The 24,545-nt window shown below is 71.1% G+C and carries 24 protein-coding genes and 1 tRNA gene; 22 read left to right on the top strand and 3 right to left on the bottom strand.

Annotation, left to right across the window (positions count from 1 at the left end):
- From ileS to ndk, 4 genes are all read left to right on the top strand, one after another.
- Positions 1-3,333 (top strand): isoleucine--tRNA ligase (ileS, locus tag JNB62_RS13860; protein ID WP_220301484.1); only part of this gene is annotated, 3,333 nt, incomplete at its 5' end.
- Complete coding sequence (locus JNB62_RS13855) at positions 3,330-4,688, top strand: bifunctional folylpolyglutamate synthase/dihydrofolate synthase (protein WP_220301483.1); 1,359 nt, start codon at positions 3,330-3,332, stop codon at positions 4,686-4,688. The genes ileS and JNB62_RS13855, both read left to right, overlap by 4 nt.
- Positions 4,676-5,128, top strand: a complete 453-nt coding sequence (locus JNB62_RS13850) for a DUF4233 domain-containing protein (protein WP_308291810.1) — start codon at positions 4,676-4,678, stop codon at positions 5,126-5,128. Before JNB62_RS13855 ends, JNB62_RS13850 begins: the two co-directional genes overlap by 13 nt.
- A gap of 17 nt (positions 5,129-5,145) precedes the next feature.
- Positions 5,146-5,559 (top strand): nucleoside-diphosphate kinase, encoded by a 414-nt coding sequence (ndk, locus tag JNB62_RS13845; protein WP_141894404.1) that lies wholly within the window; start codon positions 5,146-5,148, stop codon positions 5,557-5,559.
- A 67-nt stretch (positions 5,560-5,626) separates the two neighbouring features.
- Here the strand turns inward: ndk and JNB62_RS13840 are convergent, their stop codons facing one another.
- Positions 5,627-6,235: a vitamin K epoxide reductase family protein gene (locus JNB62_RS13840; protein ID WP_220301482.1), complete on the bottom strand. Its 609-nt coding sequence runs from the start codon at positions 6,233-6,235 to the stop codon at positions 5,627-5,629.
- A 317-nt stretch (positions 6,236-6,552) separates the two neighbouring features.
- Between JNB62_RS13840 and JNB62_RS13835 the strand changes: the two genes are divergently transcribed.
- The gene (locus JNB62_RS13835; protein ID WP_220301481.1) at positions 6,553-9,000 is read left to right on the top strand and encodes an Rne/Rng family ribonuclease; all 2,448 of its coding nucleotides are present in this window, start codon (positions 6,553-6,555) and stop codon (positions 8,998-9,000) included.
- Between the two features lie 72 nt (positions 9,001-9,072).
- Positions 9,073-10,161, top strand: coding sequence for a glycosyltransferase (locus tag JNB62_RS13830; RefSeq protein WP_220301480.1), 1,089 nt, complete (start codon positions 9,073-9,075; stop codon positions 10,159-10,161).
- 6 nt (positions 10,162-10,167) lie between these two features.
- Here JNB62_RS13830 and JNB62_RS13825 read toward each other — a convergent pair whose 3' ends face one another.
- A complete protein-coding gene (locus JNB62_RS13825) occupies positions 10,168-10,434 on the bottom strand; it encodes a DUF4031 domain-containing protein (protein ID WP_141894408.1) in 267 nt (88 codons plus the stop codon).
- A 161-nt stretch (positions 10,435-10,595) separates the two neighbouring features.
- Between JNB62_RS13825 and rplU the strand changes: the two genes are divergently transcribed.
- From rplU to JNB62_RS13775, 10 genes are all read left to right on the top strand, one after another.
- Positions 10,596-10,904 carry a 50S ribosomal protein L21 gene (rplU, locus tag JNB62_RS13820; protein WP_141894409.1) on the top strand — a complete coding sequence of 103 codons (309 nt, stop codon included), beginning with the start codon at positions 10,596-10,598 and terminating at the stop codon, positions 10,902-10,904.
- 18 nt (positions 10,905-10,922) lie between these two features.
- On the top strand, positions 10,923-11,180 hold the full coding sequence (rpmA, locus tag JNB62_RS13815; RefSeq protein WP_220301479.1) for a 50S ribosomal protein L27: 258 nt from the start codon (positions 10,923-10,925) through the stop codon (positions 11,178-11,180).
- 93 nt (positions 11,181-11,273) lie between these two features.
- Positions 11,274-12,794: a GTPase ObgE gene (obgE, locus tag JNB62_RS13810; protein ID WP_220301478.1), complete on the top strand. Its 1,521-nt coding sequence runs from the start codon at positions 11,274-11,276 to the stop codon at positions 12,792-12,794.
- The gene (proB, locus tag JNB62_RS13805; RefSeq protein WP_220301477.1) at positions 12,791-13,615 is read left to right on the top strand and encodes a glutamate 5-kinase; all 825 of its coding nucleotides are present in this window, start codon (positions 12,791-12,793) and stop codon (positions 13,613-13,615) included. Before obgE ends, proB begins: the two co-directional genes overlap by 4 nt.
- A 33-nt stretch (positions 13,616-13,648) precedes the next feature.
- Positions 13,649-14,908, top strand: coding sequence for a glutamate-5-semialdehyde dehydrogenase (locus tag JNB62_RS13800; RefSeq protein ID WP_220301476.1), 1,260 nt, complete (start codon positions 13,649-13,651; stop codon positions 14,906-14,908).
- A gap of 55 nt (positions 14,909-14,963) precedes the next feature.
- Positions 14,964-15,188 (top strand): hypothetical protein, encoded by a 225-nt coding sequence (locus JNB62_RS13795; RefSeq protein ID WP_141894414.1) that lies wholly within the window; start codon positions 14,964-14,966, stop codon positions 15,186-15,188.
- Positions 15,189-15,198: 10 nt separating this feature from the next.
- On the top strand, positions 15,199-15,795 hold the full coding sequence (gene nadD / locus JNB62_RS13790) for a nicotinate-nucleotide adenylyltransferase (protein WP_220301475.1): 597 nt from the start codon (positions 15,199-15,201) through the stop codon (positions 15,793-15,795).
- Positions 15,792-17,036, top strand: a complete 1,245-nt coding sequence (locus tag JNB62_RS13785; protein ID WP_220301474.1) for a hypothetical protein — start codon at positions 15,792-15,794, stop codon at positions 17,034-17,036. The genes nadD and JNB62_RS13785 overlap by 4 nt, the downstream gene beginning before the upstream one ends.
- Positions 17,036-17,416 carry a ribosome silencing factor gene (gene rsfS / locus JNB62_RS13780; protein ID WP_220301473.1) on the top strand — a complete coding sequence of 127 codons (381 nt, stop codon included), beginning with the start codon at positions 17,036-17,038 and terminating at the stop codon, positions 17,414-17,416. The genes JNB62_RS13785 and rsfS overlap by 1 nt, the downstream gene beginning before the upstream one ends.
- A 70-nt stretch (positions 17,417-17,486) precedes the next feature.
- Positions 17,487-17,559, top strand: a tRNA-Ala gene (locus JNB62_RS13775).
- 58 nt (positions 17,560-17,617) lie between these two features.
- Here the strand turns inward: JNB62_RS13775 and JNB62_RS13770 are convergent.
- Complete coding sequence (locus tag JNB62_RS13770; RefSeq protein ID WP_220301472.1) at positions 17,618-18,250, bottom strand: M15 family metallopeptidase; 633 nt, start codon at positions 18,248-18,250, stop codon at positions 17,618-17,620.
- An 86-nt stretch (positions 18,251-18,336) separates the two neighbouring features.
- On the opposite strand from JNB62_RS13770, the gene JNB62_RS13765 reads away from it, so the two are divergent.
- Genes JNB62_RS13765 through JNB62_RS13740 form a run of 6 tightly spaced genes read left to right on the top strand, consistent with a single transcriptional unit; the run spans position 18,337 to position 24,535 of the window.
- The gene (locus JNB62_RS13765) at positions 18,337-19,017 is read left to right on the top strand and encodes a response regulator transcription factor (protein ID WP_220301471.1); all 681 of its coding nucleotides are present in this window, start codon (positions 18,337-18,339) and stop codon (positions 19,015-19,017) included.
- A 10-nt stretch (positions 19,018-19,027) separates the two neighbouring features.
- Positions 19,028-20,095, top strand: a complete 1,068-nt coding sequence (locus tag JNB62_RS13760; RefSeq protein WP_276572297.1) for a sensor histidine kinase — start codon at positions 19,028-19,030, stop codon at positions 20,093-20,095.
- Positions 20,096-20,151: 56 nt separating this feature from the next.
- Positions 20,152-20,628 carry a VOC family protein gene (locus JNB62_RS13755; RefSeq protein WP_220301469.1) on the top strand — a complete coding sequence of 159 codons (477 nt, stop codon included), beginning with the start codon at positions 20,152-20,154 and terminating at the stop codon, positions 20,626-20,628.
- Positions 20,625-21,767: a PQQ-dependent sugar dehydrogenase gene (locus JNB62_RS13750; protein WP_220301468.1), complete on the top strand. Its 1,143-nt coding sequence runs from the start codon at positions 20,625-20,627 to the stop codon at positions 21,765-21,767. Before JNB62_RS13755 ends, JNB62_RS13750 begins: the two co-directional genes overlap by 4 nt.
- A gap of 45 nt (positions 21,768-21,812) precedes the next feature.
- Positions 21,813-22,898 carry a zinc-binding metallopeptidase family protein gene (locus tag JNB62_RS13745; protein WP_220301467.1) on the top strand — a complete coding sequence of 362 codons (1,086 nt, stop codon included), beginning with the start codon at positions 21,813-21,815 and terminating at the stop codon, positions 22,896-22,898.
- Positions 22,895-24,535 (top strand): acyl-CoA dehydrogenase family protein, encoded by a 1,641-nt coding sequence (locus JNB62_RS13740; RefSeq protein ID WP_220301466.1) that lies wholly within the window; start codon positions 22,895-22,897, stop codon positions 24,533-24,535. The genes JNB62_RS13745 and JNB62_RS13740 overlap by 4 nt, the downstream gene beginning before the upstream one ends.
- Positions 24,536-24,545: the final 10 nt, after the last annotated feature.

Here is a 24,545-nt window from a genome sequence, read left to right as displayed (position 1 = left end):
GCCGCCGACGCGGCGCCTGCCCCCCTCGTCCCGAGCCCGCGCTTCCCCGACATCGAGCAGGAGACGCTCGCGTTCTGGGAGGCCGACCAGACCTTCCGGGCCTCCATCGCCCAGCGCGAGGGCGCCGAGGAGTGGGTGTTCTACGACGGACCGCCCTTCGCCAACGGCCTGCCGCACTACGGCCACCTGCTGACCGGCTACGCGAAGGACCTGTTCCCGCGGTTCCAGACCATGCGCGGCAAGAAGGTGGACCGCGTCTTCGGCTGGGACACGCACGGCCTGCCGGCGGAGCTGGAGGCCATGAAGCAGCTCGGCATCACGGAGAAGAGCGAGATCGAGGCGATGGGCATCGCCACGTTCAACGCGAAGTCGCGCGAGTCGGTGCTCGCCTACACGCGCGAGTGGGAGGACTACGTCACCCGCCAGGCGCGCTGGGTCGACTTCGAGCGCGGCTACAAGACGCTGGACCTCACGTACATGGAGTCCGTGCTGTGGGCGTTCAAGACCATCTACGACAAGGGCCTGGCCTACGAGGGCCACCGCGTGCTGCCGTACTGCTGGCGCGACGAGACGCCGCTGTCGGCGCATGAGCTGCGCATGGACGACGACGTGTACAAGATGCGTCAGGACCCTTCCGTGACGATCACGTTCCCCTTGGTCGGCGCGAAGGCCGAGGCGCTGGGCCTGACCGGTGTGCGCGCTCTCGCGTGGACGACGACGCCGTGGACTCTGCCGACCAACCTCGCGCTCGCCGTCGGCCCCGACATCCGCTACGTCGTCGTGCCCGGCGGCTCGAACGGCGCCGCCGACGTGCACCGCGACGACGAGCACGCCGAGGCCGAGTCGCATCGCTACCTCCTCGCCGAGGAGCTGCTCGCCGGCTACGCCAAGGACCTCGGCTACGAGTCGGCCGAGGCCGCGCGTGAGGCCGTCGAGCGGACGCTGCTCGGCGCCGAGCTCGAGGACGTCGCGTACGACCGTCTGTTCGACTACTACGCGGATGCCGCCGTCTGGGGCACCCAGAACGCCTGGCGCATCCTCGTGGACGACTACGTCACCACGGGCGACGGCACGGGCATCGTGCACCAGGCCCCGGCCTTCGGCGAGGACGACCAGCGGATCACCGAGGCCGCCGGCATCCCGCTCATCATGAGCCTCGACGACGGCGGACGCTTCCTGCCGCAGGTGACCGAGGTCGCCGGCGAGCTGTGGATGGACGCCAACCGCCCGCTCATCCGCCTGCTGCGCCAGCAGGGGCGCCTGCTGCGCGAGGCGAGCTACGAGCACTCGTACCCGCACTGCTGGCGGTGCCGGAACCCCCTCATCTACCGCGCGGTGTCGAGCTGGTTCGTGCGCGTCACCGACATCAAGGACCGCATGCTCGCCGGCAACGAGCAGATCACGTGGGTGCCCGAGAACGTCAAGCACGGCCAGTTCGGCAAGTGGCTCGAGGGCGCGCGCGACTGGTCGGTGAGCCGCAACCGGTACTGGGGCTCGCCGATCCCGGTATGGAAGAGCGACGACCCGGAGCACCCGCGCATCGACGTGTACGGCTCGCTGGAAGAGCTCGAGCGCGACTTCGGACGTCTGCCGCGCAACGCGGAGAGCGAGGTCGACCTGCACCGTCCGTTCATCGACGATCTGACGCGGCCGAACCCCGACGACCCGACCGGGCGTTCGACGATGCGGCGCATCGAGGACGTCTTCGACGTGTGGTTCGACTCCGGCTCGATGCCCTACGCCCAGGTGCACTACCCCTTCGAGAACCAGGAGTGGTTCGACGAGCACTCGCCGGCCGACTTCATCGTCGAGTACATCGGCCAGACGCGCGGCTGGTTCTACGTCATGCACGTGCTGTCGACCGCGCTGTTCGACCGTCCGGCGTTCACGGGCGTGTCGTGCCACGGCATCGTGCTCGGCAGCGACGGGCTGAAGATGTCGAAGTCGCTGCAGAACTACCCCGACGTCAGCGAGGTGTTCGACCGCGACGGCTCGGACGCGATGCGCTGGTTCCTCATGTCGAGCTCGGTGCTGCGCGGCGGCAACCTCATCGTCACGGAGGAGGGCATCCGCGCCGGCGTGCGCGAGTTCCTGCTGCCGCTGTGGAACGCGTGGTATTTCTTCGCGACGTACGCCAACGCGGCGGGAGGCGCCGGCGGCGAGGGGTACCAGGCCTCCTGGCGCACGGATTCGACGGACGTACTCGACCGCTACATCCTCGCGCTCACGGGCGACCTCGTGCGGGAGGTCGCCGCCGACCTCGACGTCCTCGACTCGACACTCGCCGCGGCGAAGCTGCGCGACTTCACCGAGGCGCTCACGAACTGGTACATCCGCCGCTCGCGCGACCGCTTCTGGCTGGGGGTGTCCGACGATCCGAAGAGCCGCGAAGCCTTCGACACGCTCTACACGGTCCTTGAGACGCTGACGCGCGTGGCCGCGCCGCTCATCCCGCTCGTGTCCGAGAAGGTGTGGCAGGGCCTGACCGGCGGGCGGAGCGTCCACCTGCAGGACTGGCCGGACGCGTCGCAGTTCCCCGGCGCCGCCGACATCCGCAGCGCCATGGATGCGGTGCGCGAGGTGTCGAGCGTCGCGAACGCGCTGCGCAAGAAGGAGGGGCGCCGCGTGCGTCTCCCGCTGCCGCGCCTCACCGTGGCGGTTCCGGATGCCGCCGCCCTGGGCCAGTTCGACGGCATCCTGCGCGATGAGCTCAACGTCAAGGCCGTCGAGCTGATCGAGCTGGCCGACGACCTGTCGGCGCGCTACGGCATCAGCAAGCGGCTGAGCGTCAACGCCCGCGCCGCGGGCCCCCGCCTCGGCAAGCAGGTGCAGCACGTCATCGCCGGCGCGAAGTCGGGCATCTGGGAAGAGGTCGACGGAGTCGTCGTCGTCGACGGCGTCGCACTGCAGGAGGGCGAGTACGAGCTCACCCTCGAGGCGGGCGGCGTCGACGAGGGCACGGCGATCGCCCTGCTCGCAGGCGGCGGCTTCGTGCTGCTCGACACCGCCACCACTCCCGAGCTGGAGGCCGAGGGTCTGGCGCGCGACGTGATCCGTGCCGTGCAGGACACCCGCAAGGCGGCCGGCTTCGACGTGAGCGACCGCATCCGCCTGACGCTGGTGTTCGACGACGCCGAGGACGGCGCCGCCGTCCAGTCGGCCTTCGACGTTGCGGATGTCGCGGGTGAGACGCTCGCCGTCGAGCACGCCGTGCTGGTCGCACCCGACGCGCTCGTCGACAGCCACGACCACCAGGCCACCTTCGCCGCCGGCACGTTCGCCAACCGCGGCGAGTTCACGGTGGCCGTCACGAAGGCGGAGGGATCGGCATGAGCGATCGCGACCGGCGTCGGGCCGACGCCGTCTATGAGGCGCTGCTGCAGCGGCAGGGCGAGCGCTGGGTGCAGCCGCGTGTCGAGCGCACACGCCGCGTGCTCGAGCTGCTCGACGACCCGCAGCGCACCTACCGCGTCGTGCACGTCACCGGCACCAACGGCAAGACCTCGACGAGCCGCATGATCGAGAGTCTCGTGCGCGCCCACGGCCTGCGCACGGGGCTCTTCACGAGTCCGCACCTGGAGCGCTTCACCGAGCGCATCATGATCGACGGCGAGCCCATCGAGGACGCCGCGATCGCCGACGCGTGGGACGAGATCGTGCCGTTCGTCGACATCGTGGATGCCGAGCTCGAAGCCGCGGACGACGCGCCGCTCACGTTCTTCGAGCTGCTGACGGTGCTGGCGTTCGTGGCGTTCGCGGATGCGCCCATCGACGTCCTCGTGCTGGAGGTCGGCATGGGCGGCGCATGGGACTCGACGAACACCGCGGACGGCGACGTCGCGGTGTTCGCGCCGATCGACCTCGACCACGCCGACCGTCTGGGCGATACCATCGCCGAGATCGCGACGGTGAAGGCCGGGATCATCAAGGACGGCGCGGCCGTCGTCTCGGCCCGGCAGGTTCCCGCCGCCGAAGCCGTGCTGCGGGCCGCCGCCGACGCGCGCGGCGCGTCGATCGCCTTCGAAGGCGCGGACTTCGCGCTCGCGCAGCAGCGGCTCGCGGTGGGCGGGCAGCAGATCACGGTGCGCGGCTTGGCCGCCACGTACGAGGACGAGTACCTGCCGCTGTACGGCGCGCACCAGGGGTTCAACGCGGCGCTCGCGATCGCCGCCGTCGAGTCGCTCGTCGGCGGCGGCGCACAGCCGATCGCGGGCGACGTGCTGGCGGACGGCCTCGGCGGGGTGACCTCGCCCGGCAGGCTGCAGCTGGTCGGTGCGGCGCCGACGGTGCTCGTCGATGCCGCGCACAACCCGCACGGTGCGCGCGCCCTCGTGAGCGCGCTGCGGGAGTCGTTCGACTTCGACGAATGGGGCGTGGTGCTCGGCGTGCTGTCCGACAAGGATGCCGCGGGCATCGTGGACGCGATCGCCCCGGTCGCCGCGCACGTGTTCGCGACCTCTCCCGACTCCGACCGTGCCGAGGACGCCGACGCGATCGCGGACCTCGCGGAGGCCCACGACCTGCGCGTGTCGGTGCACCGCGATCTGGCGGAGGCCGCGGACGCGGCGCGCGCCTGGGCGGCGGCATCCGATCGTCGCGCCGTCGTCATCGCGGGCTCGGTCGTGCTCGCCGGCGAGGCGCTCACGCTGTCGGCCGCCGAGGACTGGAAGGCGGGGTGGAGCGAGTGACAGGCTCGGAGCCCACCGGCCCCGGATCAGCGGGAGCCGAGCAGCGGGTCCGCGTACGGCGTGCGCGGGGCGCGGAGGAGTCGCTGGCGACGATCGTGCTCGGCTTCGAGTCGATCGTGGCGTTCCTCGGCGGACTCGTCGTGTACGGGCTGAAGGCGTTCCCGGACGGGATCGAGCCGTGGTGGGGCATCGTCGCGGGCGTCGTCGTGGCCGTGTTGATGGTCGCCACGACGCGCGTCACGCGGTACCGCTGGGGCATCGTCGTCGGATGGGCGCTGCAGGGCGTGGTGCTGCTGGGGGCGTTCCTGGTGCCGGCCTTCGCGATCGTCGCCGTCATTTTCGGGGTCATGTACGGGTATGCCACCATCAAGGGGGCCGCTCTCGACCGGCGCAACGCAAGGCTCGCGGCCGAATCCCCCGACAGCCCCGAAGAAGTCTGATCCGAACGGAGACTCCCATGGCCACCGAAGAGACCCTCGTCCTCGTCAAGCCCGACGGCGTCGCGCGCGGCCTCACCGGCGCGATCCTCGCCCGCATCGAGGCGAAGGGGTACGCCCTCGTCGACATCCGCCTCGTCGAGCCCGACCGCGAGACGCTCGAGCGCCACTACGCCGAGCACGAGGGCAAGCCCTTCTACGAGCCGCTCGTGGAGTTCATGATGTCGGGTCCGTCTGTGGCCATCCGTCTGGCCGGCAACCGCGTGATCGAGGGCTTCCGATCGCTGGCAGGGACCACCGACCCGACGACGGCTGCGCCCGGCACGATCCGCGGCGACTTCGGCCGCGACTGGGGTCTCAAGGTGCAGCAGAACCTCGTGCACGGCTCCGACAGCCCCGAGTCGGCGGCGCGCGAGCTCGACATCTGGTTCTGAGGCTCGACGCACAAGGCCGGGGCGTCTCCGTGAGGAGGCGCCCCGGCCTTGTGCGTCAGGACCCGGCTCAGAAGAGCGTGGCGAGGATGTTCAGGTGCAGCTGTGCGGCGCCGAAGATGATGACGTACCCCGCGATCGCGATGAGCGGCACCCAGCCCGAGATCGCGTCGCCGAACTTCTGGAGCGCGCGCCCGGCCAGTCCCGCGCGAAGGTTGCGCACCGTCACGCCGAGGAACATCGGGATGGTCACCAGGTAGACCAGCGAGCACCACGGGCACAGCGTGCCGATGTCGAAGATGCTCTGGAACGCCAGCCAGTACACGAACGCGATCGCGAACAGCAGGCCGGCGTTGAAGATCCACCAGAACCAGCCTGCGAACCGCGCCCGCGCGAGGAGCGCGAATCCCACGACGACGGGCGCGGGGAACATCATGAGACCCAGGATCGGGTTGGGGAACCCGAAGATGCTGCCCTGCCACGACTCGATGTTCTTGCCGCAGTTGACGACCGCGTTCAGGTTGCAGGTCAACGCGGTGTCGGGGTTCTTGAGCAGATTGATGTCGTCCATCGTGAGCGCGAAGGACGCCAGCAGGCCGAGCAGCCCGCCGACGATCAGCACGAGGGCGAGGGCGTAGTGCGTCCGCGCCTCGGGGCGCTCGGCGGGGGATGTGACCATGCTCGGATTATGGCATCGGCGCCTGCGCGGATGCCCAGCCCGCGGCCGTGCGAAACCCGCGGCGCGGCGCGAATGGGCATTCTGCCGGGGGAAGTGCGATAATAGGGGTCGATGACGAGCGGCCGCGCCGCAACGATCATCACCAGAAGACTTCAGGGCGACGAATGCCCTTGGCAGCGCGAGCCTCCGCCTAGCGCCGGACCTCCGCTGCAGACCGAGTGAGTTCGCGGCACCGCCCCGTCCGGAGGGCATGGGCGGCGCCGCACGAGATTTCGCCGGGCGACGCGCGGTGTCGTCCCGCTAGGAGTACGCCAGTGATGGCCGATGGAACCGATGCAGAATTCACCCCTCAGAACGAATCGGACGCGCCGCTAGACGCGGACTCCGCGCCTCAGGCGCCCGCGGCGTCGGCCGCCGACGCCGGCGAGGGGGATGCCGCACCCGTCCGCGCGGTTGAGCCCGACGCCGAGGCGGGGGAATCGACCGAGGCCGCCGAACCCGCTGCCGCAGTGGAAGCGGGGGAGCCGACCGAGGTGGCCGCCGGCGAGACCGAGCCCGCTGAGACCGAGGCGCCCGAGTCCGAGACCGCAGCGCCCGAGTCCGAGTCGGACATGCCGGACGCCGACGCTCCCGCCGCGGACGCTCCCGCCGCGGACGCTCCCGCCGCGGACGCTCCCGCTGCGGACGCTCCTGCCACGGAGCCCGAGGCAGCGCCCGAGCCGAGCGGCCCCGCCACCGCCGTCAGCCTGGGCCTGCTGCCCGAGGTGTTCGTGTCGGCCGTGTCGACCGACCTGCACTTCTACGCACCCGCGATCACGCCGCTTCCGGCTCGCCCGGGCCGTGAGCAGCAGCCGGAGGCCGAGGCGGCCGCCTCGGGCTCGTCGCGCCGCCGCAACCGTCGTCGTGGCGGAGAGGGCCGGGACGAGGCATCCACTTCGGAGCCCTCGCAGCCGCGCCAGCGCGCCGTCGAGCTCATCACCGAGCCGCAGCGCATCAAGGGCTCCACGCGCTTGGAGGCGAAGAAGCAGCGTCGCCGCGACGGCCGCGAGGCCGGCCGTCGCCGCGCGGTCGTGACCGAGGCCGAGTTCCTCGCGCGTCGCGAGGCCGTGGACCGCGTCATGATCGTGCGCTCGCGCAACGGGCGCATCCAGATCGCCGTGCAGGAAGACAACGTGCTCGTCGAGCACTACGTCGCCCGCAACCAGGACGCTTCGCTCATCGGCAACGTGTACCTCGGTCGCGTGCAGAACGTGCTCCCCAGCATGGAGGCCGCGTTCGTCGACATCGGCCGCGGCCGCAACGCCGTGCTCTACTCGGGCGAGGTGGACTGGGATGCCGTCGAGACGGGCAATCAGCCCCGCCGCATCGAACTGGCGCTCAAGACCGGCGACCGCGTGCTCGTGCAGGTCACGAAGGACCCGGTGGGCCACAAGGGCGCGCGCCTGACCAGCCAGATCTCGCTCCCCGGCCGCTACCTCGTGTACGTCCCCGGCGGTGCGATGAACGGCATCTCGCGCAAGCTGCCCGACACCGAGCGTGCACGCCTCAAGAAGATCCTCAAGGAGGTCCTTCCCGAGTCGTCGGGCGTCATCGTGCGCACGGCCGCCGAGGGTGCCACGGAGGACCAGCTGACCCGCGACGTTCAGCGCCTCACCAACCAGTGGGAGCACATCTCGAAGCAGGTCGAGACGATCCAGGCCCCGGCGCTGTTGCACTCCGAGCCGGACCTGCTCGTCAAGATCGTCCGCGACGTCTTCAACGAGGACTTCTCGAAGATGCTCATCCAGGGCGAGGACGCGTACCACACGATCACCAAATACCTGGAGTCGGTGGCTCCCGACCTGCTCGATCGCGTCGAGCGCTTCGAGGGCGACCACGACCCGTTCGACGAGTTCCGCGTGACGGAGCAGATCGAGAAGGCGCTGGACCGCAAAGTGTGGCTGCCCTCGGGCGGATCGCTCGTCATCGACCGCACCGAGGCGATGACCGTCGTCGATGTCAACACCGGAAAGTTCGTCGGCTCGGGCGGCAACCTCGAAGAGACCGTCACCAAGAACAACCTCGAGGCGGCGGAGGAGATCGTCCGCCAGCTGCGCCTGCGCGACATCGGCGGCATCATCGTGGTCGACTTCATCGACATGGTGCTCGAGTCCAACCGCGACCTCGTGCTGCGCCGGCTCGTCGAGTGCCTGAGCCGCGACCGCACGAAGCACCAGGTCGCCGAGGTCACCTCTCTCGGTCTCGTGCAGATGACGCGCAAGAAGCTCGGCCTCGGCCTGCTCGAGACCTTCAGCGAGCCGTGCGAGGTCTGCGCCGGCCGCGGGCTCATCGTCCACCACGACCCGGTCGTCAAGCACCGTGCCCCCGGCGCCGGCACGGCTCCGTCGGGCGGCCGTCGTCCGCGCGGCGGCGGCAGCACGCCGCCGGCGTCGAACGGCTCGACCGGCACGCACGTCATCACCGAGGGCATGAAGTCCGCCCTCGCCCAGATCGCGGCCTCCACGATCCACCACGCCGACGAGACGGCCCCGGCCGCTCCCGCGGAGGAGGCCGCTCCGGTCGAGCGCCCCAAGAAGCCGCGCAAGAAGCGGGCGGAGTCGGCGAAGAAGGAGTCCAAGCCGAAGACCGAGAAGGACATGCTGCTGGACTCCGTCCTGAACGCCCTTCCCGAGCCCAAGGCACCCGGCCAGGGCCGCTCACGGCGTCGCGTCACGACCGCTGCCCTCACCGGGACCCCCGTGCCCCACACACCCGCCGAGGACTGACCCCTCGCGGCGCGCACTGTCGCCCCGGGTCCTCCGCCGCTATTCTGGGCGGCGGGGACCTGGGGAGGCGCCATGGCGCGCTATGTGTTCGTGACGTGGGACGGCGGCGGAAACCGCATGCCCACGATCGCGATTGCGCGCGCCCTCCAGCAGCGCGGCCACGATGTGCGGGTGCTGGGCCACGACTCTCAGGCCGCTGCCTACCGCGAGGCCGGGCTGCCGTTCACGCCCTACGCCAGCGCCCCCGACTTCGTGCTGCAGACGGGACCGCGCGGGCTGCTGCGGCTCGTGTTCGACCACGGCATCGCCGACGACACCGTGTCGTTCCTGGTGGACCACCCCGCCGACGTCGTGGTGGTGGACTGCCTGCTCATCGGCGTGCTCGACACGCTCGATCGCATGGGGCGGCGCTACGCCGTGCTCGAGCACACGCTGCACGGCTTCCTGGCGTCGGGCATGCGCGCCCTCGGTGCGGTCGCATGGGTGCAGGGCATGCGGGTGGGAGCGGCCCGGTCGCACGCCATGCCCATCGTCGTGGCATCCGTCCCCGATCTCGTCGTGCCGTTCGCGCCGCAGCCGGCCCTGTCGGCGCGTCCGGGAGCGGTCGTGTACGCGGGCCCCATGACGGCGGCGGTGGCCGCGACGCCGTCGGAGCCCACCGTCGTCGTGAGCCTCAGCACCTTCCGGTTCCCCGACCTGGTCCCGACGTGGCAGCGCGTGCTCGACGCGACGGAGACCCTCGACGTCCGCGTCGTCGCGACGCTGGGCCCCGCGGTCTCTGCGGACGAGCTGCGCGTGCCGCGCGCGGTCGAGGTCCGCGGGTGGATGCCCCACCACGAGCTGTTCCCGTCCGCCTCGGTCGTGGTGGGTCACGGCGGGCACGGCACGACGCTCGCCGCCCTGGCACACGGTGTGCCGGTGCTCGCGCTGCCCCTGGACGGCACGTCGGATCAGCCGCGCGTCGGACGAGCCGTGGCGCGCGCCGGGGTGGGGCTGACGATGTCGCGCCGTTCCGATCCGGCGCGGATCCGGGCGGCGATCGTCGCGCTCCTGGCCGATCAGGTCGTCCACCAGCGCGCCCAGAGGCTGGGGGAGGCCGTTCGCGCCTTCGACGGGCCCGCACGTGCCGCGGCGGTGCTGGAGATGTCGGCGGCCGCGTGAGCGCCGTCAGTGCCGGTCGCGCGCCTTGACCCGCAGACCCGACGCGATCAGCCGGCGCACGAGCTCGTGGCCGTCGACGTGCACCGCGCCGGCCGCGATCAGCCGGGCGTGCGCCTCTTCGGGCACGTCGTAGTGGTCGAGGTCGAAACCACGGCGCGGGATGCCGTTCGCCTGCGCGAACGCGTGCAGCTCGGCGACCGACTCGTCGCTGACGAGATGAGCCCACAGCCGCCCGTGGGCGGGCCAGCGGGGGTCGTCGATCAGGATCGTCACGTCCAGATACTATTCATGCGTGGCGCGACACGACGTCGTGCGCTTTCGCGGACTGTTCCGGCATCTGGTAAAGTAGACCCTTGGTGCGTCGAGACATCCGCACCAAGTCTTCGTTGACGTCCTGAGCGCGTGCGCGTGCTCCCAGAAGAAACAGGTGTGAAGTGGTTTACGCAGTTGTGCGCGCCGGCGGCCGGCAGGAGAAGGTCGAGGTCGGCACGATCGTCGTTCTCGACCGCCAGGCCGCGAAGGTCGGCGACAAGATCGAGCTCCCCGCGGTGCTCTTCGTCGACGGCGACGCCGTGACGACCGATGCCGACAAGCTCGCGAAGGTCACCGTGACCGCCGAGGTGCTCGGTGAGGAGCGCGGCCCGAAGATCGTGATCCAGAAGTTCAAGAACAAGACCGGCTACAAGAAGCGCCAGGGGCACCGTCAGGACCTCACGCGCGTCAAGGTCACCGGCATCAAGTAAGCCACAGGAGACGCAGAGATGGCACACAAAAAGGGCGCAAGCTCCACCCGCAACGGTCGTGACTCCAACGCTCAGCGCCTCGGCGTGAAGCGCTTCGGCGGCCAGGCAGTCAACGCCGGCGAGATCCTCGTCCGCCAGCGCGGCACGCACTTCCACCCGGGCGCCAACGTCGGCCGCGGTGGCGACGACACGCTGTTCGCGCTCGCCGCGGGCTCGGTCGAGTTCGGCCAGAAGGGCGGCCGCAAGGTCGTCAACATCGTGGCGGCGGCGGAGTAGTCCACCGGTTTCACACACACTTCGAGGAGGGGGCGGGCTTCGGCTCGCCCCTTCCCTTTACTCTGGGGAGCACCCAGGCCTGAGGGGGACCGCATGGTCACGTTCGTCGATCGCGTGACGCTCCATCTGAGCGCGGGCAAGGGCGGCAACGGCTGCGTGTCGGTCAAGCGCGAGAAGTTCAAGCCTCTCGCCGGCCCGGACGGCGGCAACGGCGGCCACGGCGGCGACATCGTGCTGGTCGCCGACCCGCAGGTGACGACCCTGCTGTCGTACCACCACTCGCCGCACCGCTCCGCGGGCAACGGCGGCTTCGGCATGGGCGATCACCGCTCCGGCGCCGCGGGAGAGTCGCTCGAGCTCCCCGTTCCGGTCGGAACCGTGGTGAAGGACGTGAACGGCGAGACGCTCGTCGACATGATCGAGCCCGGCATGCGGTTCGTGGCCGCCCCGGGCGGACTCGGCGGACTCGGCAATGCGGCCCTGGCCACGCCGAAGCGCAAGGCGCCCGGCTTCGCGCTGCTCGGGACGCCGGGATGGACCGGCGACGTCCTCCTCGAGCTGAAGACGGTGGCGGACGTGGCCCTGGTGGGCTTCCCGTCAGCGGGCAAGTCGAGCCTCATCGCGGCGATCTCGGCCGCCCGGCCCAAGATCGCCGACTACCCGTTCACGACGCTGCACCCGAATCTGGGCGTCGTGCAGGCCGGGGACGTGCGGTTCACCGTCGCGGACGTCCCCGGGCTGATCGAGGGGGCGAGCGAGGGCAAGGGGCTCGGGCTGGAGTTCCTGCGCCACGTCGAGCGCTGCACGGCTCTCGTGCACGTCCTCGACTGCGCAACGCTCGAGCCCGGCCGCGACCCGCTGACCGACCTCGACGTCATCCTCGCGGAGCTCGCCGCGTACCCGGTGCCCGAGGGCCAGCTCCCGCTCCTGGAGCGTCCCCAGCTCGTCGCGCTCAACAAGGTCGACGTGCCCGAGGCCAAGGACCTCGCCGATCTCGTGCGGCCGGATCTCGAGGAGCGCGGCTTCCGCGTGTTCGAGATCTCGACCGTGAGCCACGAGGGACTGCGCCAGCTCACCTTCGCCCTCGCCGACATCGTGGCGACCCACCGCGCCGAGCAGGCCGCGGCACCGGCGCCCGAGCGGATCGTGATCCGCCCGAAGGGCGCCGACAAGGAGTTCACGATCCGCGTGGAGGGCGGGACGTACGGCAACGTGTACCGCATCCTCGGCGACAAGCCGCTCAAGTGGGTGCAGCAGACGGACTTCCAGAACGAGGAGGCCGTCGGCTACCTCGGCGACCGCCTGGAGAAGCTGGGCGTCGAGAACGAGCTGTACCGTGCCGGCGCCGTTCCGGGCGCGACGGTCGTCATCGGCGAGGGCGACGGGATCGTCTTCGACTGGGAGCCGTCCGTGTCGTCCACGGCGGAGCTGATGACGGCGCCGCGCGGCACCGACCCCCGCCTGCTGCGCAGCACACGACGGACGACGTCCGAACGGCGCGACATGTACCACGACATGATGGACGCGAAGGCGGAGGCACGCGCCGAGCTCGAGGCCGAGCGCCTCGCCGAGCGCGGCCCGCGCCCCGACTGGGATGACGAGGGCGACGAGTGAGCGCTCGCGAGCGCGGTGACATCCCCACCGCGCGCCGCGTCGTGGTCAAGGTCGGGTCTTCGTCCATCAGCGGCGACAACGCGCACAAGATCCGCCCGCTCGTGGACGCCCTGGCCGCCGCGCACGGGCGAGGCACCGAGGTCGTGCTGGTGTCGTCGGGCGCCATCGCGACCGGCATGCCCTTCCTTCTGCTGGACGAGCGTCCCACCGACCTCGCGACGCAGCAGGCCGCGGCCGCCGTCGGGCAGAACATCCTGATCTACCGCTATCAGGAGGCGCTGCGACCCTTCCGGATCGTCGCGGGGCAGGTGCTCCTCACCGCCGGCGACCTCGAGAACGCGACGCACCGTGAGAACGCGCGCCGCGCGATGGAGCGCCTGCTGGGCCTGCGCATCCTGCCGGTCGTCAACGAGAACGACACGGTGGCCACGCACGAGATCCGCTTCGGCGACAACGACAGGCTCGCTGCGCTCGTCGCCCAGCTGATCGGGGCCGACGCGCTGGTGCTGCTGAGCGACATCGAGTGCCTGTACACGCGGCCGCCGGACGAGCCCGGCGCCCTGCCGATCCCGCATGTCGCGTTCGGCGACGACCTGCACGGGTTCGAGTTCGGCTCCGTCGTGGTCAACAGCGTGGGCACCGGCGGTGCCGCGACCAAGGTCTCGGCGGCACGCCTGGCGGCGGCATCCGGGATCGGCGTCCTCGTCACGAGCGCCGATCTCGTCGGCGAGGCGCTCGCCGGCGACGACATCGGCACGTGGTTCGCGCCGAACCCCGAACCGGTCGCGACGCCGGTGACCGGCGCCGTGCGCATCGGCTGACCTCAGGCCCTGCCGCCGTCCTAAACTGGGCGGATGACCACCACCGCCACCACGGCCCGCGAACGGATGCTCCTGGCGAAGGACGCCTCTCGCAGCATCGGGCTGCTCGGCGACGCCGACAAGCGCGAGGCGCTGCTCGCGATCGCCGACGCCATCGAGGAGGCGTCGGCCGACATCGTCTCCGCGAATGCCGAGGATCTGCGGCGGGGGAGTGAGAGCGGCCTGTCGGTCGCCCTGCAGGACCGCCTGCGGCTCGACGAGCCGCGGGTGGGAGCGCTGGCCGCCGCCGTGCGCGAGATCGCGGCGCTTCCCGATCCGGTCGGCCGCGTGCTCGACGAGCGGACGCTCGACAACGGCGTCTCGCTCACCAAGGTGGCGGTGCCGTTCGGCGTCGTCGGCTCGATCTACGAGGCGCGTCCCAACGTCACCGTCGACATCGCCGCGCTGGCACTTCGTTCCGGCAACGCCGTGGTGCTGCGGGGCGGGACGGCCGCCGAGCTCACCAACGCGGCCCTCGTGCGCGCCATGCGCGGGGCCCTCGCGGAGCGCGGCGTCGACCCCGAGGCGATCCAGACCGTCGACGAGTTCGGCCGCGAGGGCGCACGTGAGCTCATGCACGCACGCGGCATCGTGGACGTGCTGGTTCCGCGCGGCAGCGCCCAGCTGATCGAGACCGTCGTCACGGAGTCCTCGGTGCCCGTGATCGAGACCGGCGCCGGTGTCGTGCACATCGTGCTCGACGAGACCGCGCCGCTGGAGTGGGCCCGCGACATCGTCGTCAACGCGAAGACGCAGCGGCCGAGCGTGTGCAACGCGGTCGAGACCGTGCTCGTGCACCGCGGTGCCGCCGAACGCCTCGTCGGCCCCGTGGTGGCCGCGCTGCAGCAGAGCGGCGTCACCGTCCACGGCGATCCGGCGGTCGCTCGCCTGGCCGAAGGCGTCACGCCGGCGACCGACGAGGACTGGGCCGCCGAATACCTGAGTCTCGACCTGGCCATGCGCGTCGTCGACGATCTCGACGACGCACTCGACCACATCCGGCGGTACTCCACGCACCACACGGAGTCGATCGTGACGCGGGATGCCGCCAGCGAGGCCCGCTTCCTCGCCGAAGTCGACTCGGCCGTCGTGATGGCCAACACCTCGACCCGTTTCACCGACGGCGGCGAGTTCGGGTTCGGCGCTGAGGTCGGCATCTCGACGCAGAAGCTGCACGCGCGCGGTCCGATGGGCCTGGCCGAGCTCACCAGCTCGAAGTGGCTGGCGCGCGGCGCCGGACAAGTCCGCGCGTGACGGAATAGACTGGTCCAGTCCCGCGCCCCAGAGGCGAACCCGAAACGGAGCCCGAATGACACTCGCCACGATCATCGCCATCGCCGCCGAAGAGGCAGAGCACACCGGCAACGTCGCCCTCGAGACGGTCGGCTACGGCATCGTGGCGCTGGTCGTCTTCGGCGCGCTCGCGATGGTGACGCTGTCGTACCGCAACGTGGCCAACCGCCACTCGCAGAAGGCCGAGGCATATGCCAAGGCCCACGCCAACGACGTCCAGCGAGCGGGGCACGGCCACTGAGGCAGTCCGCATGGTCGGCGTGAAGGCCTCGAGGATCGGGGTCATGGGTGGGACGTTCGATCCCATCCACCACGGGCACCTCGTCGCTGCGAGCGAGGTCGCCCAGTGGTTCGACCTCGACGAGGTGGTCTTCGTGCCTACCGGTCAGCCGTGGCAGAAAGCCGACGTCTCGCCGAGCGAACACCGCTACCTGATGACCGTCATCGCGACGGCATCCAATCCCCGCTTCACAGTGAGTCGCGTCGACATCGACCGCGACGGACCCACGTACACCATCGACACGCTCCGCGATCTGAAGGCCCAGCGCCCCGACGCGGAGCTGTTCTTCATCACGGGCGCAGACGCCATAGCGCAAATTCTCAGTTGGAGAGACCATGATGAGTTGTGGGATCTCGCCCACTTCGTCGCGGTGTCTCGCCCGGGACACGTGCTGAACACGGACGGCCTGCCCAGCGACGACGTCAGTCAGCTCGAGATCCCCGCCCTCGCCATCTCGTCGACGGACTGCCGTGATCGGGTGCAGCGAGGACACCCGGTGTGGTACCTCGTGCCCGACGGGGTCGTCCAATACATTGCGAAGCATCATCTCTACCGGAGCAAGGAATGAGTACACCCGAGCAACCGGCAACGCCCGCCCTCACCCGCAAGCAGATCCGCGAGCTGCGGAACACCGGTTCGACGCCCGTCATCACCGCGGCTCCGACCGCCGACGCTGCGCCCGAGGCCCCCGCACCCGTCGAGTTCGTCGCGCCCACGCCGCCGCCCGCGGCCGTCGTCCCCGCTCCGGCCGCCCCGTTCCCGCGGCCGGCCGAGCCCGCCGCCGTCCCGCCCGCGCCCGTCGCGGACGCGAGCGTCGACCTCGGCGTGTCGCCTCTGACGCGCCGCCAGGCCCGTCAGCAGGAGCGCATCCGCACGGCCTCGGTGCCGGTGATCACGCCCGAGGTCGTCGCCGCGCACGCCGCCGCGACGGGAGCGCCGGCGTTCGCCTACACACCCGCCCCGGATCCGGCGCCGGCGCCCGCGCCCGCTGTCGAGCACCCGGTGTTCACCCAGCCGCAGCCCGCTGCGGCAACCGCACCCGAGCCGACGCCGTCGCTGTTCGTCGAGCAGCCCGCGACGGGCGAGGTCAGTACCGACAGCGGCATGCACGCGCTGTTCGGCATCCCGCGCGAGAGCGAGCAGGAGCCACCTGCTCCCGTCGCGGCGGCCCCCGCCACCGCTCCGACGGCCCCTGAGGTGTCGTGGATGCAGCCGCTGAAGGAAGAGCGGACCGGCATCGACGCGTTCGACTCCGCCCTCGCCGGCGTCGAGAGCCCTCTCGCCGAAGAGCAGAAGGCCGTCGTGAGCCCGCTGCTCGGTGCGGGACTGCTCGAGTCCGAGACCGAGCCGGCGCGCGAGCCCGAGCACGCCCCCGAGATCCCGCCGTCGTTCGACCAGCTGCTCTCGCGCACCACCGGGGCCATCGCGCTGCCCAGCGCGCTCATCGTGTCGCAGGCTCCCGAGGTGTCGGGGCTCGTCGCGCCGGTCACCGCCACGGGCGAGGTCATCGTCACAGGCACGTTCAACCTGCCCGAGGGTCTCGGCTCGACGGGACACGCGAAGGGCACCGCCGACGGCAAGGAGATCGACGCGACGCTGGTCGACGGCGAGCTGCCGGTGCACTCGTCGCCGACGCCGATCGCCGCGAGCGCCGCCGTGAGCACGGTGAAGATGCCCGGCGAGGTCATCAAGCCGCCGGCGCCCGAGAAGGGCGGCAAGCTCATGATGTCGCTCGCCGTGACCGCCGGTGTGCTCGCGCTCGCCCTGGTGGGCGTCCTCATCCTCGCCTTCGTGACAGGAGTCTTCTGATGACCGCGACCCCGCAGTCGCTCGACATGCTGCAGATCGCGGCGGCCGCGGCCGACGCGAAGGGCGGCGAGGATCTCATCGCGCTGGATGTCTCCGAGCCGCTGCCGCTCGTCGACATCTTCCTGCTGGTGACCGGCCGCAGCGAGCGCAACGTGGCCGCGATCGCGGACGAGATCGAAGAGAAGCTTCTCGAGGCCGGCCACAAGCGCCTGCGCCGTGAAGGCCGGCAGGAGTCCCGCTGGGTCCTGCTGGACTTCGGCGACCTCGTCGCGCACGTCTTCCACGAGCAGGAGCGCGTGTTCTACGGCCTGGAGCGTCTGTGGAAGGACTGCCCGGTCGTCCCGATCCAGCTTCCCGCGCGGGCGGCCGCCGAAGACTGACCGTGGTTCGGAGCACCCTTCGGAGTGTTGTAAGCTAGACGAGTTGCCCCGCGAGAGCGGGAAACGGTGAGGGCCTGTGGCGCAGCTGGTAGCGCACCTGCATGGCATGCAGGGGGTCAGGGGTTCGAGTCCCCTCAGGTCCACCGAGAGAAGGCCGCCCGATCGGGCGGCCTTCTGCTTTCGGTGCTCCCGCGGCGCCGGTCAGCCTGCCATGCGGGGATCCTCCGTCGGATCGCGGTAGGGCCGCGGACAGCCATTCCGGACGGCATCCGGGTTCAGCTCGAAGTGCCACGCCTCGTTGTCGTACGTGCGGCAGAGACCGTAGTCCTGCCCATGCGCGATGAGCCAGTCGGCTGCGGCGTACGGGCCGATGTCCACGGCGTCGCCCGCCACGTGCGCGGAGGTGGTGGGCGTGGCCACCCAGCGGGCGGCCTCGGCCTCCGAGCCGTACTGCGCGATCGCCTCCCGCAGCAGCTGCTCCTGATACTCCGCCGACCTCCAGCCGCTGTTGACACGGATGTCGATGCCCTGCGCGGCGGCGTCGGTCGCGGCCCGGCGCAGCGCGTCGAGCAGCGCCGGCTGCAGCCGCGCGACTCCCGGGTAGCCGTCGTCGAACGGGCCGGCGGATTCGGGAAGGATGCCGTCGGCCTCGGTGACCGCTCCGTCGCGAGTCTCATCGACCTCGGCCGTGCCTCCGCCGGCGGGGGTGGGCGCGGCAGCCGAGGCGGAACGGTACGCGACGAGCCCCACGACGGCGGCGATGACCAGCGCGAACGCGATGACGAGACCGACGAGGGTGCGACGCAGTCGCGTCGGGCGAGGGGAGTTGTGCATGACATCAGCACACTCGCGCGCGCGTTGCCGGAGCGTATGAGGTTTTCGCTACACGGACGATATGCGCCGCCTCGTAGCATCGAGGCATGCGCGTGCTGGTGGTCGAGGACGAGCCGCTGATGGCGGAGGCCATCCGTGACGGTCTGCGGCTGGCCGCCATCGCGGCCGATGTCGCGGCCGACGGCGACACGGCGCTGGAGATGCTGAGCGTCAACGCCTATGACATCGCGGTGCTCGACCGGGACATCCCCGGACCCTCGGGCGATGACATCGCCGCGCATCTCGTCGCGTCGGGGACCGGCATCCCGATCCTCATGCTGACGGCGGCGGACCGGATCGACGACAAGGCCTCGGGCTTCGAGCTCGGGGCCGACGACTACCTGACCAAGCCGTTCGAGCTGCAGGAACTCGTGCTGCGCCTGCGCGCACTCGACCGGAGGCGTGCGCACAGCCGGCCGCCCGTTCGGGAGCTCGCCGGGCTGCGCGTGGATCCGTTCCGCCGCGAGGTGTTCCGCGACGGCCGTCACATCGCGCTCACCCGCAAGCAGTTCGCCGTGCTGGAGGTGCTCGTGGCCGCCGAGGGCGGCGTCGTGAGCGCCGAGGACCTGCTGGAGCGGGCGTGGGATGAGAACGCCGATCCGTTCACGAACGCGGTGCGCATCACGGTGTCTGCGCTGCGCAAGCGCCTCGGCGAGCCCTGGGTCATCGCGACGGTGCCGGGAGTGGGATACCGCATCGAGACGGAGGACGAGGCGGGCGTTGGCTAGGCGGCGGGGCATGAGCGTCCGGCTCAAGCTCACGCTCAGCTACGCCGGGTTCCTGATGGTCGCCGGCGCGCTGCTGCTCGCCGTCGTCTGGGTGTTCCTGCTGCGCTACGTGCCCGACGGCAACTTCAGCGGCCCTGGGCCGGTCATCCCGAATCGCGGCGACCTCGAGCGGGCGTTCGTTCCGCGCGCGGCGTGGGCGCTGGTCGCCCTGCTCGCGTTCGGGCTCGTCGGCGGCTGGATCCTCGCGGGGCGCATGCTCGCCCCGCTGCGTCGGATCACGGATGCCACGCGCCGTGCTTCTGCGGGCTCGCTGTCGCACCGCATCGAGCTGGAGGGACCCGACGACGAGTTCCGCGAGCTCGCCGACAGCTTCGACACGATGCTCGACCGGCTGCAGGCGCACGTGGACGAGCAGCGCCGGTTCGCCGCGAACGCATCGCACGAGCTGCGCACTCCGCTGGCGATCACGCAGACGCTGCTCGACGTCGCCCGTAGCGATCCGGACCGCGACGCGGACGAGCTCATCGAACGACTGCGCCTCGTGAACGCTCGTGCGATCGACCTGACCGAGGCGCTGCTCGTGCTCAGCCGTGCCGAGCAGCGCGCGTTCGTGCGCGAGCCGGTGGACCTGTCGCTCGTCGCGGAGGATGCCGTCGAGACGCTGCTGCCGGTCGCCGAGGCGCGGCATGTGTCGATCTCGACGTCGGGCGAGGTTGTGGCGGTGCTCGGCTCGCCGGCGCTGCTGCGGCAGCTCGTGGCGAACCTGGTGCACAACGCGATCGTCCACAATCTGCCCGACGGCGGAGCCGTCGACGTCGCGACCGCGCGCGACGGTGCGTACGCGCAGCTCACGGTGGAGAACACCGGCCCCCTGCTCAGCCCGATGCTCGTCGGAACCCTGACGGAGCCGTTCCAGCGGGGGAGTGAGCGCACGCGCGGGGACCAGCACGCGGGTGTCGGGCTGGGGCTCGCGATCGTGAAGAGCATCGCCGAGGCGCACGAGGGCACCATCGCCCTCGCCGGACGGCCCGAGGGCGGACTGCGCGTGACGGTGAGGCTTCCCGCGACGCCGACCTGATCCGGACGTCGCATGCCCCGTTGCGCGCGCGGGAGGCGTCCGGGAGGGTGGGAGGCATGACCGACGTGACACCCTTCCTGTGGTTCGACGACACTGCCGAAGAGGCCGTCACGTTCTACACCACGCTGATCCCCGACTCCGAGATCCTCGCCCTCGATCGCTATCCCGACGAGGTTCCGGGCATGGGCGGCAAGGTGATGCACGTCCGCTTCCGGCTCGGCGGGCGCGACTACCTCGGTATGGACGCGGGTCCGCAGTTCCCCTTCACCGAGGCGGTGTCGCTGTACGTGTCGTGCCGTGACCAGGACGAGGTCGACCGCTACTGGGACGCCCTCGTCGCCGACGGGGGCGAGGAGCAGCCGTGCGGGTGGCTCAAGGATCGCTGGGGGCTCTCGTGGCAGATCATCCCCGACCGCCTCGTCGAGCTGATCCGGCATCCCGATCCCGAGATCGCGCACCGCGCCGTGCAGGCGATGCTCCGCATGCGCCGCATCGACCTCGCCGCGCTCGAGGCCGCCGTGGCGGCCACATGAGGCCTCGGCTCCGGTTCGCGGCGATCGGATGCCTCGTCCTGGCGTCGGCGCTCGCCACCGGATGCTCGGCGTCGGAGCCCCGGCCCGCACCGTCGACGGTCGCCCCCACGATCGCTCCGTCGCCCTCCGCGACCGCGGAGACGGGCTGGTGGAGGGTCTCGCCGGACGTCGCCACGCTCGGCTCGGGGCTCGCGTCTCCCTGGTCCGTGGTGCCGCTGGACAACGGCGGCGCACTCATCTCGCAGCGTGACGACGGCGCCGTCCTCGAGCTGACACCGGACGGCGTGCTGCGCACCGTGGGAATCGTGCCGGGCGTCGTCCCGGGCGGCGAGTCCGGTCTGCACGGCCTCGCGCTGCGTGACAGGGCGGACGGGCCCGAGCTCTACGCGTACTTCGGGGCCGCCGATGACAACCGTGTCGTGCGGATGCCGCTCGTCGGCGACCCCGGCGCGTTCGAGCTCGGCGCGGCCGACGTCGTACTGGACGGCATCCCGAAGGCGACGAATCACGACGGCGGGCGCCTCGCGTTCGGCCCGGACGGCTACCTGTATGTCACGACCGGCGATGCCGGCCGTTCCGAGTCGTCCCAGGAGCGTGACGCGCTGGGCGGCAAGATCCTTCGGCTCACCGCCGACGGCGACGCCGCTCCCGGCAACCCGTGGGGCACGCGCGTCTGGTCGATGGGCCACCGCAACGTGCAGGGGATCGCCTGGACGGCCGACGGCACGATGTGGGCCAGCGAGTTCGGGCAGAACACGTGGGACGAGCTCAACCGCATCGAACCGGGAGCGAACTACGGCTGGCCGGTCGTGGAAGGGATCGCGCAGCGGGACGGGTACGTCGACCCGGTGGCGCAGTGGGCGACGAGCGAGGCCAGTCCGAGCGGTCTCGCCGCCGTCGGCGCAACACTGTTCGTCGCAGGGCTGCGGGGCGAGCGGCTGTGGCAGGTCGACACGTCCGACGGTGCGGTCGCCGGCGAGCCCGTCGCGGCGTTCGCCGGAGAGTTCGGGCGACTGAGGGACGTCGTCGCGCTTCCCGACCGCTCGCTGTGGGTGCTGACGAACAACACCGACGGACGCGGCGATCCCGGGCCGCAGGACGACCTGCTGCTGCGCGTGCCCGTCACGCCGTCGCCGTGACCTGTCGCACGGCCGCGTGCCCACCCGGCACGCTACGGTGAGACGGTGAGCTCGCAGCCCCGCTGTCCGCATTGCCGCCACTTCGTCTACCTCGACACCCTGCGGTGTCCGAACTGCGAAGCCGAGATCGGGTATCACCTGCCGTCGCGCGAGTTCCAGGGGCTGCATCACGGGCAGGCCGTCATCGACGGCGAGATCTGGTACGCCTGCTCGAACCGCGAGTGGGCGTGCAACTGGCTCGTGTGGGAGAACGCGCCGGCCGGCCGCTGCTTCTCGTGCCGCCTGACGCGCCGCAGTCCCGCCTCCGACGACACGGTGGCGCTCGAGAAGCTCGCGAAGACCGAGGAGGCCAAGCGGCGCCTGCTCCTGCAGCTCGCCGACCTCGGGCTGCCGATCGTCGGCTGGGACGTCCAGAAGGGCGGCCTCGGGTTCGACCTCATCTCCAGTCTCTCCGACGGTCAGCGGGTCACGATCGGCCACGCGAACGGCATCATCACGATCGACCTGGCGGAGAGTCTGGACGATCGCCGCGAGGCGCTGCGGGTCAAGCTCGGTGAGCCGTACCGCACCATCCTCGGGCACCTGCGCCACGAGGTCGGGCACTACTACCAGAACGTGCTGCTCACCGAGCCCGCCCTGTGGGATCGCTGCCGCGAACTGTTCGGCGACGAGCGAGCGAGCTACCGTGACGCGCTGCAGCGCCACTACAAGCTCGGGGCGCCCGCCGACTGGCACGAGTCGTTCATCTCGGAGTACGCGACGATGCACCCGTGGGAGGACTTCGCCGAGACCTTCGCGCACTATCTGCACATCACCGGGACCCTGCAGACGGCCGCGGTCATCGGCATCCATCTCGACGCAGCCGTCACGAACCTGCGCGACACCGACGTCGTGCCCCTGGGCTCGTACGAGGGCGAGCCGATCCAGCGGCTGCTGACCGATTGGGAGTGGATGTCGCAGGGTTTCAACCGCATCAACCGCTCGATGGGTTTCGGCGATCTGTATCCGTTCACGATCGTCGCGCCGGTGCGCCACAAGCTCGCGTTCATCCACGACATCGTCACGCGTGCGCCGCTCAGCCCGCGCGAGCAGTACGCGCTGGCGACGGCGGGCGATGCGGAGCGCCCATGAGCGCCACACATCGCGTCGAGAACCAGGCTCCCTGGCGCGTCGACCTCGACGAGTACGCCGTCAACGTGCCGCTCACGGAGGCGGTGCGCGGATTCGGCGCCGCGTGGGCGGACGAGGCGCTGCACGAGGCGGGAGCGCTGGTCGGGTCGGCAAGCTTCCAGCGCGACGCCGAGCGGGCGAACGTCCACAGCCCGGTGGCGCAGACGCACGATCGCTGGGGCAACCGCATCGACGAGGTCGAGTACGACCCGTCGTACCACCGCGTGATCGGCGACGCGGTGGCCCGCGGCGCGCACACCTCGGCCTGGGCGGACCCGCGCCCCGGAGCCTCCGTCGCCCGAGGCGCCATGTTCATGCTCTTCGCCCAGGTCGAACCGGGCCATGCGTGCCCGGTGTCGATGACGCACGCGGCGGTCGCCTCGATCGAAGGCTCTCCATGGATCGCGGACGAGTGGATGCCACGTCTGCTGTCGCGGGAGTACGAACCGCGTCTGCTCGGCGGCGAGAAGCGCAGCGCGCTCGTCGGCATGGCGATGACCGAGAAGCAGGGCGGCTCGGACGTGCGAGCGGGCACGACTGTCGGCGAGGCCATGGGCGGGCACGCGTACGAGCTGACCGGCCACAAGTGGTTCTGCTCGGCGCCGATGTCGGACGCGTTCCTGGTGCTCGCGCAGACGCGCGACGGCGGCGTCGAGGACGGCCTGTCATGCCTGTTCGTGCCGCGCGTGCTGCCGCACGGCGTGCGCAACACGTTCCGCATCCAGCGACTGAAAGACAAGCTCGGCAACCGCTCCAACGCCTCGTCCGAGGTCGAGTTCGACGGCACCGTCGGGTTCCTCCTCGGCGAGCCGGGACGCGGCGTGCGCACCATCATCGAGATGGTCCAGCGCACACGACTGGACTGCGTCCTCGGCACTGCGGCCGGCATGCGCCAGTCGGTCGCCGAGGCCGTATGGCACGCGCGCGGACGTGCGGCGTTCGGCCGGCTGCTCGTCGATCAGCCCGCCATGACGTCGGTCCTCGCCGACCTCGCGCTCGAGTACGAGGCCGCGATGCTGACGGGGCTTCGCCTGGCCCAGCTCTTCGAGGCCGACGCCTCCGACCGCGACACGGCCCTGCGACGCCTGGCCACGCCCGTCGCGAAGTACTGGGTCTGCAAGCGCGGACCGCATCACGCCTATGAGGCGATGGAGTGCCTCGGCGGCAACGGCTACACGGAGTCCTTCCCGCTCGCACGCCGCTACCGCGAGCAGCCGGTGATGGCCATCTGGGAGGGTTCGGGCAACGTCATCGCGCTGGATGTGCTGCGCGCGCTCCGGGATCCCGATTCGGCCGCGGCCTTCGCCGACGAGCTGGCGACCACGACGGGGGTCGATGGCCTGCTCGATGCCCACGTCGACCGCACTCTCGCCCTGTTGCAGCGTCTGTCGGCCGCTGACGCCGACGAGGCAGCCGCGCAGGCGCGACGGCTCACTGAGGGCCTGGCACTCGCGTTCCAGGCATCGCTCATGCTCCGCCACGCGCCCTCGTCCGCCGCCGAGGCGTTCATCGCGGCGCGGCTCGGCCACGACCGCGCCGCGCAGTACGGCGTCCTGCCCGCGGGGACGGATGCCGGGGCGCTCCTCGCCCGGCACTGAGCCGGCCGCG

The organism is Microbacterium jejuense, from assembly GCF_019511665.1.
GTDB lineage: Bacteria > Actinomycetota > Actinomycetes > Actinomycetales > Microbacteriaceae > Microbacterium > Microbacterium jejuense_A.
The sequence above is the reverse complement of the archived record's forward strand: the minus strand, read 5'-3'. Positions and strand labels throughout refer to the sequence as shown.